This is a genomic window from Methylophilus sp. (assembly GCF_052437885.1).
Taxonomy (GTDB): Bacteria; Pseudomonadota; Gammaproteobacteria; order Burkholderiales; family Methylophilaceae; genus Methylophilus.
The window spans coordinates 307,092-314,001 of sequence record NZ_JBQVPB010000004.1 but is presented as its reverse complement, the minus strand read 5'-3'; the positions used below and the strand labels follow the sequence as shown (position 1 = coordinate 314,001).

The following is a 6,910-nucleotide window of genomic DNA, read 5'->3' as shown; positions in this document are numbered from 1 at the left end:
AACGTGGTGGGTCTAAACGGGCCCCTATCTGACGCGCCGAGTAGCGGAGTCAAAATAAGGAGGAAGGGAGCGACTGTCTGAGCTCCGCGGTGGTCTGCGGGGTGTGCAGGCCGCTAGGGCGAGTTTCGCGACCGCTTATTTTGATGAGCAACGCAGGAGATAAGCGGAAGCTAGGGTGCATTTCTTTTGGTTACATTTTCTTTGGGCAAGCAAAGAAAAGTAACTCGCCTAGAGGCGAAAGAAAATGCCGAAACAGAGCACTGAGCCATCCAAAGAATTACCGATTACAGCTTTCTCCTGCAATAGCAGGCCAAGCTGATAGCGCCAAGGCAGTTCAGCGTTTCTGCGTCAACGCAATAAACGCCGCTATCCAGCCTATCAACGTCGAAGCCAATAATATCAACCCGCCAATATTCACCAGATGAAACACCAGCTGAAAATTACTCTGGTAGTTGTTAGCCAGCAGCTGCACCGGCTGTTTGAGGTTCCACACGATCGCAAAGAGTAAAGCGACCGCGATCAGGCCCCCACCCAGGCCATAAACACTGCCCATATATAAAAACGGGCGGCGGATAAAGCTGTGGGTCGCGCCTATCAAACGGCTGACTTCGATCTCGGTTTCATGCGTCAGCACCTGCATGCGCACGGTATTGCTGATGACTGTGACCATGGCGATGCCGAGCAGGCAGGCAAAGATCAGGGCGATGCGTTTACCCAGTACCAGCATGGAGTTCAGCCGTTCTATCCAGACACTGTCTACCACCAGTTCTTCGACTTCGTCGCGCGCTTGCAGCATCTCCTGTACCGGTTTCGCTGTGTTCGGCTGCGTGTCGGCCAGGGTGATGAACAGGGCGTCAGGTAACGGGTTTTGCGGCAGGTCGGCTAGCAGGTCTTTTTGCAGAAACTGTTGACCCAGTTGCTTGATCGCTTCTTCCTTGGGCACATAGCGCACTTCTTTGACTTGCGGTAAGGCTTGCACGTCATTGATCAGGCGTTGAATGACATTGCCGTTGAGCGCCGGTTTGAGGAAGGCGCTCATTTGCGCGTCCTGTTTGATGGAGCGCGATGCGTCCTGCAGGTTGTCCACGCCAACGAATAACAGGCCGGGCAAGGTGACGGTGATGCCTATCACCATGCAGATGGTCAGCGTGTTTAGCCAATGCGCTTTGAGTCTCTGTAACACCAGTTGCATGGCGAGTGTGTGTTGATTCAGCCAGTTTTTCATGCCATTACCCTTATAACATGCCGACCTGGGCAGGCATGGACGTGATGGTTTGCTGGTCTATATGCAAGGTCCGGTAAGCGATGGTGCTCACTTGTGCCACATCATGCATGGCGATGACGACGGTGACGCCTACATCATTAAACGCTTTGAGTAGCTGCATGATCTCCAGCGAGGCGACGCGGTCCAGGCCCCCGGTAGGTTCGTCGGCAATGACGATGGCAGGGCGGCTGACCACGGCGCGCGCGATCGCCAGGCGCTGCTGTTCACCACCTGACAGGGTGATAGGCATGGCTTTTTCTTTGTTGAGCAGGCCTACTTTGTCCAGAGCGGCGCGCACGCGACGGGCGGCTTCATCCCCGGTGATGCCCTGGATGCTGAGCGGCAGCGCGACATTCTCAAAGCTGTTGCGGTCATACAGCAACTTATGGTCCTGAAAAACCAGGCCAAAACGGCGACGCAGGTAAGGGATGGCATTCTGGTGCAGCTGGCTGATATCCTGCTCATTGATCAGAATATGGCCGCCGGAAGGGGCTTCTATACCCGCCATCAGTTTGAGCAGGGTGCTTTTACCGGCGCCGGACTGGCCGGTGATCAGCACAAAGTCGCCTTTTTCAATATTAAAGCTGACCTGGCGGAACAGGTGCGCGCTATTCGGGTAGCGCATGCTGACGTTGTTAAATGCAATCATGGTTTAACGATCTGTTTTAACAGTTTCAAGTTAAAGAGTGTCATGGCTAATCAATCAAGGCATCAATAAAGTCGTTGGCAACAAACGGGCGCAAGTCATCTATGCTTTCACCGACGCCGATAAAGCGCACCGGGATGCTATGGGCAGATTGCCCGCTCAAATGCGCGATCGCAGCGATCACACCGCCTTTGGCCGTGCCATCCAGCTTGGTCAAAGCCAGACCAGTGACACCTAAAGCCTCGTTAAAGGCCTTGAGCTGGTTGACCGCATTTTGGCCGGTATTGGCATCCAGCACCAGCAGGATCTCGTGCGGCGCGCCTGGCAATGCCTTGTCGATCACGCGTTGTACTTTCTTGATCTCATCCATCAGGTGCAGCTGCGTAGGCAGGCGGCCGGCAGTGTCGGCAATCACCACATCTGTTTTTCTGGCGATGGCAGAGTTCACCGCATCATAGATCACTGCCGCCGGATCACCGCTCTCGGAAGCGATCACCTGCACATCGTTGCGCTCGCCCCACACCTGTAATTGTTCTCGCGCCGCGGCACGGAAGGTATCTCCGGCGGCAATGAGTACACTATGGCCTTGCCCTTGCAGGTATTTTGCCAGCTTGCCTATAGTGGTGGTTTTACCGGCGCCATTCACGCCTACCATCATCATGACATAAGGCTGGTGGCCGCTGACATCCAGCGGGGCCTGCAACGGTGAGAGCAGGTCAGACAGGGTTTCCTTGAGCGCCTGTTTCAAGGCGATGGTGTCCTGTAAATCCTGCCTTTTGACCCGGGCACGCAACTGCTCCAGCAGGTGCTGGGTGGCATTGACCCCTACATCCGAGGTCAGCAGTATGGTTTCCAGCTCTTCGTAAATATCTTCATCTATCTTGCCGCCGCCGAACAGCGCGCTAAGCTGCCCGCCCAGTTGCTGGCGCGTTTTTGCCAGGCCATTTTTAAGGCGCTGGGTCCAGCTGGGGCTAGCGGTTTCTTCGGGGGCAGGGGATGAAGACTCGGTTTTTTTGGCAAATGGATTGAACATGGCAGCTTAAAACTCGGTAATATGCCTATTTTAAGCCGAATCGACATTTACCGCCACGACCATGGCTTTGCGATGCATAGCAAAACGTTATATATGGTTTTTAAACTCGCGTTCTATTGCCCGGTGCATGCGAACTAAGTAGACGCGCCATCGGTCACAGCCACTGCTTTTACAACCTGTTCCTATAGTGATCCCATCATGAAAAAAAGTGTTACTCATTGCAGCCAACCACTGTTGCTTCTGGCTGCCTTGCTCAGTGTCTGCAGCGCACAGGCTGCCGAAGTGGTACAAACCACGCTTAAAAATGGCCTCAAGCTGATCGTGCAGGAAGATCACCGGGCGCCTGTGGTGGTCTCGCAGGTATGGTATAGAGCCGGTTCGCTGGATGAGGTCAATGGCAAAACCGGGGTCGCGCACGTGCTGGAACACATGATGTTCAAAGGCACCCCCAGCGTCCCGGCCGGGCAGTTCTCGCGCCAGATAGCTGCCGCAGGCGGCAAGGAGAATGCGTTCACCAGCAAGGATTACACCTGCTATTTCCAGCAGCTGGAAAAATCCAGATTGTCATTGTCGTTCAAGCTGGAAGCTGACCGCATGGCCAACTTGCAGATCACCGATGCCGAATTCGCCAAGGAGATAGAAGTGGTGAAAGAGGAGCGCCGCTGGCGCACCGAAGACAAGCCGCAATCTCGCGTCAGTGAACAATTCGATTCTTCAGTCTTTCGCGCGCACCCTTATGGCCGCCCGGTGGTCGGGTTTATGAATGACCTGGATAATATGACCGCCGCCGATGCGCGCGAGTGGTATAACACCTGGTACACGCCAAATAATGTGACCGTGGTTGTGGTGGGCGATGTCAAGGCGGCAGAGGTTTTCAAGCTGGCGGAGGAGACCTTTGGCAAGCTGGCCGCCAGGCCGTTGCCAGCGCGCAAACCGCAAGTGGAACCAGCGCAGCTGGGCGAGCGCCGCGCCATCGTCAAGGCGCCTGCCAAATTACCTTATTTTACGATGGGTTTTCATGCCCCGGCCATGAAGAACGGGCCTGCTTACAGCGAACAGGATTGGGAACCATATGCACTGGAGGTGTTATCCAGCGTGTTAAGTGGTAATGGCTCCTCGCGGCTGAACCAGAAACTGGTGCGTGAACAGGCGATCGCGCTGGACATAGATAGCGGCTATGACGGCACCAACCGCGGCCAGGCTTCCACCTTTGAGATCGCTGCCTCGCCCAGCGAAGGCGTGGCGCTGGAAGACTTGCAGAAAGCGATCTGGGCAGTGGTGGATGAAGTGAAGAACAAGGGTGTGACCGCCGCCGAATTGCACAGAGTCAAAGCGGCAGTGATCGCCGCCGATGTCTATAAACGCGACTCCATGTTTTACCAGGCGATGCAGATAGGTCAGCTGGAAACCATGAGTTACCCCTTGAGCCTGCTGGAAAAAAATGCTGCGCGCATAGAGGCCGTCACCCCGGAGCAGGTACAGGCGGTGGCAAAAAAATACCTGGTGCCAGACCAGCTGACGCTGGTGACACTGGATCCGCAACCTATGGACCCGAACGCCAAACCAGCCGGAAAACCGCATCAGCACTAGTTCCTGGACATATTCAATACACAAGCCATATTTAATACGCATGCCACCAGCTGATCTGGTCGCAGCAGCCATGTAGGAAACAGAATGAACGCTTTGAATCTTTTTAGAACCACCCTGCTGGCCTTGCTGCTGCAAGGCCATGCACTGCATGCACTGGCTGGATTGAATATCCAGCACTGGACCACCAGCCATGGCAGTGAGGTGTATTTTGTTGAGAACCATGCCTTGCCTATGATGGATATCAGCGTGAATTTCCCGGCGGGTAGCGCACACGATCAGCCGGAAACCTCGGGTGCTGCCGGTGTCACGCATCACCTGATGGCCCTGGTGGCAGGCGGGCTGGATGAAGAGACGCTGACTAACCGCTTTGCCGATATAGGCGCCGTACTCGGCGGCAATTTTGATGCAGACCGCGCCGGGTTCAAATTACGCACCCTGACCAGCGAGCAGGCCAGCGCATTGCAAGCGTTCAGTTTTGTATTGCATAAGCCCGATTTCCCCGAAGCGGTGCTAAAACGCGAACAGGCCCGTATCGTGGCCGGGCTGCAGGAAGCCGAGACCGAGCCTGACAGCATCGCGCAAAAAGCCTTTATGCGTTCTGTCTATGGCATGCATGCTTACAGCCTGGATCAAAGCGGCGAGATCGATAGCGTGCAATCGCTGACGGTGGCGCAGCTGGCGCAGTTTTACCAAACGCATTACACGGCCAAATCAGCTGTGATCGCCTTGATAGGGAATCTGACCCTGACGCAGGCCAAACAGATCGCCGAACGCCTGAGTGCCGGCTTGCCACAAGGCCCTGCGGTAGCAGCAGTGCCGCCGGTGCCGGCCTTAAAAACAGCCAGCGTAAAAAAATTGCCACATCCTGCCTTGCAGGCGCATATCCTGCTCGGCCAGCCCGGCAACAAACGCGGCGACCCTGATTTTTTCCCGCTATACGTCGGTAACTATATTCTGGGCGGTGGCGGCTTTGTCTCGCGCCTGACCGAAGAAGTCCGTGAAAAACGCGGTCTGGCCTATAGCGTCTACAGTTACTTTCTGCCCATGGCCGAGTTAGGCCCTTTCCAGATTGGTCTGCAAACCAAGAAGGAACAGGCGCAAGATGCATTGCAACTGGTCAGGCAGACCGTGCAGCAGTTTGTCGATCAGGGCGTGACCGAGGCTGAGCTGCAAGCGGCCAAAGATAACCTGATCGGTGGCTTTCCGTTGCGTATAGACAGCAATGGCAAGATACTCGAATATCTGAACCTGATCGGTTTCTACAAGCTGCCGCTGGACTATCTGGACAGCTTTAACGATCACGTAGCACAAGTGACCGTGCAGCAGGTGAATGACGCCTTTAAACGCCGCATCCATCCCGAAAGCTTTGCCACTGTGATCGTAGGCGCGGAATAAGGCATTAAAAAATAAAGCCGACACATGGTCGGCTTTGGCTGGTGTGCGTCAGCTGTGATCAGTTACAGCACGGTAGCCTTACGCTTTTTGCGCGCCAGGAAGTAATATAAAAGCGCACCCAGCAGGCTGAGAAAGAAGATCACCAGGAACCAGACCAGCTTGTCTTCACTCTGATCGGCCAGGCAATCGATCAGCATCCATAGCCAGAACAAGCCCAGCGCAGTGGTGATCAAAGTCCCTAACAGGCCAAAGCCCAATAAAAATTCCATGTCTGATTTCCTTGTTTGATTTTTAGAGATGATAGCACGAAGCGTTTTGTGCCTGGATCATGCAAATAGCTGCAAATCTCTGCACAGCGGTGAACCCCTTTATAATACTGCTTTGTTCTTGCTTAGTGACTGCATCATCTTTATGAATCAAGTGCGTATCAATGCCGGTGTCTGGCGCAGCCGGGTACTCAAGTTCCCGGATGCCGATGGCTTGCGCCCTACGCCGGACCGCGTACGTCAGACCCTGTTCAATTGGCTGGGGCAGGAGTTGACCGGCAAAACCTGTCTGGACCTGTTCGCCGGCACCGGTGCGCTGGGGTTCGAGGCACTGTCACGCAATGCCAGCCAGGTCACCATGCTGGAGCTGGCCAAAGGCCCGTTGCAGGCCTTGCTGCAAAACCAGAAATTACTGCAAGCCGGTAAAGCCGATATTCGCCAGGCCGATGCACTGAAGTTTCTGGCGCAAAACAGCCAGCGTTACGACGTCATTTTTTGTGACCCGCCGTATCACAAGCAATGGCTGGATAAATTGTTGCCGCTGCTGCTTGGGCATTTGTCTGCACAAGGCTGGCTGTATGTAGAAGCCGAATATGCGTTAAAATCTGATTCGGACTGGCAAGTGGTCAAGTCTGGCAAGGCAGGGCAGGTGTACTACCACCTGTTGCAGCCAGTCAGCACGCCAGCGCCAGCCACGCAGCCTTGAAGGTGCGTAC

The 6,910-nt window shown here is 54.9% G+C and carries 7 protein-coding genes; 3 read left to right on the top strand and 4 right to left on the bottom strand.

Translation table 11 applies throughout. The annotated features are described in order from the left end of the window. Window positions 1-334 precede the first annotated feature (334 nt). From ftsX to ftsY, 3 genes are read right to left on the bottom strand one after another with little or no spacing between them, the layout of a single operon-like run. On the bottom strand, window positions 335-1,225 hold the full coding sequence (ftsX, locus tag ACT6RZ_RS06470; protein WP_444701324.1) for a permease-like cell division protein FtsX: 891 nt from the start codon (window positions 1,223-1,225) through the stop codon (window positions 335-337). Between the two features lie 10 nt (window positions 1,226-1,235). After that, window positions 1,236-1,913 carry a cell division ATP-binding protein FtsE gene (gene ftsE, locus ACT6RZ_RS06465; RefSeq protein WP_444701323.1) on the bottom strand — a complete coding sequence of 226 codons (678 nt, stop codon included), beginning with the start codon at window positions 1,911-1,913 and terminating at the stop codon, window positions 1,236-1,238. A 46-nt stretch (window positions 1,914-1,959) separates the two neighbouring features. Further along, window positions 1,960-2,943 (bottom strand): signal recognition particle-docking protein FtsY, encoded by a 984-nt coding sequence (ftsY, locus tag ACT6RZ_RS06460; RefSeq protein ID WP_444701322.1) that lies wholly within the window; start codon window positions 2,941-2,943, stop codon window positions 1,960-1,962. Window positions 2,944-3,141: 198 nt separating this feature from the next. Between ftsY and ACT6RZ_RS06455 the strand changes: the two genes are divergently transcribed. Beyond that, a complete protein-coding gene (locus ACT6RZ_RS06455) occupies window positions 3,142-4,533 on the top strand; it encodes a M16 family metallopeptidase (protein ID WP_444701321.1) in 1,392 nt (463 codons plus the stop codon). An 84-nt stretch (window positions 4,534-4,617) separates the two neighbouring features. Further along, entirely contained in the window at window positions 4,618-5,928 is a 1,311-nt protein-coding gene (locus tag ACT6RZ_RS06450; RefSeq protein ID WP_444701320.1) for a M16 family metallopeptidase, read from the top strand. A gap of 62 nt (window positions 5,929-5,990) precedes the next feature. Here the strand turns inward: ACT6RZ_RS06450 and ACT6RZ_RS06445 are convergent, their stop codons facing one another. After that, window positions 5,991-6,197: a PLDc N-terminal domain-containing protein gene (locus ACT6RZ_RS06445; RefSeq protein WP_444701319.1), complete on the bottom strand. Its 207-nt coding sequence runs from the start codon at window positions 6,195-6,197 to the stop codon at window positions 5,991-5,993. Between the two features lie 142 nt (window positions 6,198-6,339). Between ACT6RZ_RS06445 and rsmD the strand changes: the two genes are divergently transcribed. Then, on the top strand, window positions 6,340-6,900 hold the full coding sequence (gene rsmD / locus ACT6RZ_RS06440) for a 16S rRNA (guanine(966)-N(2))-methyltransferase RsmD (RefSeq protein ID WP_444701318.1): 561 nt from the start codon (window positions 6,340-6,342) through the stop codon (window positions 6,898-6,900). The last annotated feature ends 10 nt before the right edge of the window (window positions 6,901-6,910 follow it).

Excerpts from the sequence above, each read along its gene's own strand:
- ftsE (WP_444701323.1), bottom strand. The coding sequence starts at position 1,913 with ATGATTGCATTTAACAACGTCAGCATGCGCTACCCGAATAGCGCGCAC.
- ACT6RZ_RS06445 (WP_444701319.1), bottom strand. The coding sequence starts at position 6,197 with ATGGAATTTTTATTGGGCTTTGGCCTGTTAGGGACTTTGATCACCACT.
- rsmD (WP_444701318.1), top strand. The coding sequence starts at position 6,340 with ATGAATCAAGTGCGTATCAATGCCGGTGTCTGGCGCAGCCGGGTACTC.
- ftsY (WP_444701322.1), bottom strand. The coding sequence starts at position 2,943 with ATGTTCAATCCATTTGCCAAAAAAACCGAGTCTTCATCCCCTGCCCCC.
- ACT6RZ_RS06455 (WP_444701321.1), top strand. The coding sequence starts at position 3,142 with ATGAAAAAAAGTGTTACTCATTGCAGCCAACCACTGTTGCTTCTGGCT.
- ftsX (WP_444701324.1), bottom strand. The coding sequence starts at position 1,225 with ATGAAAAACTGGCTGAATCAACACACACTCGCCATGCAACTGGTGTTA.
- ACT6RZ_RS06450 (WP_444701320.1), top strand. The coding sequence starts at position 4,618 with ATGAACGCTTTGAATCTTTTTAGAACCACCCTGCTGGCCTTGCTGCTG.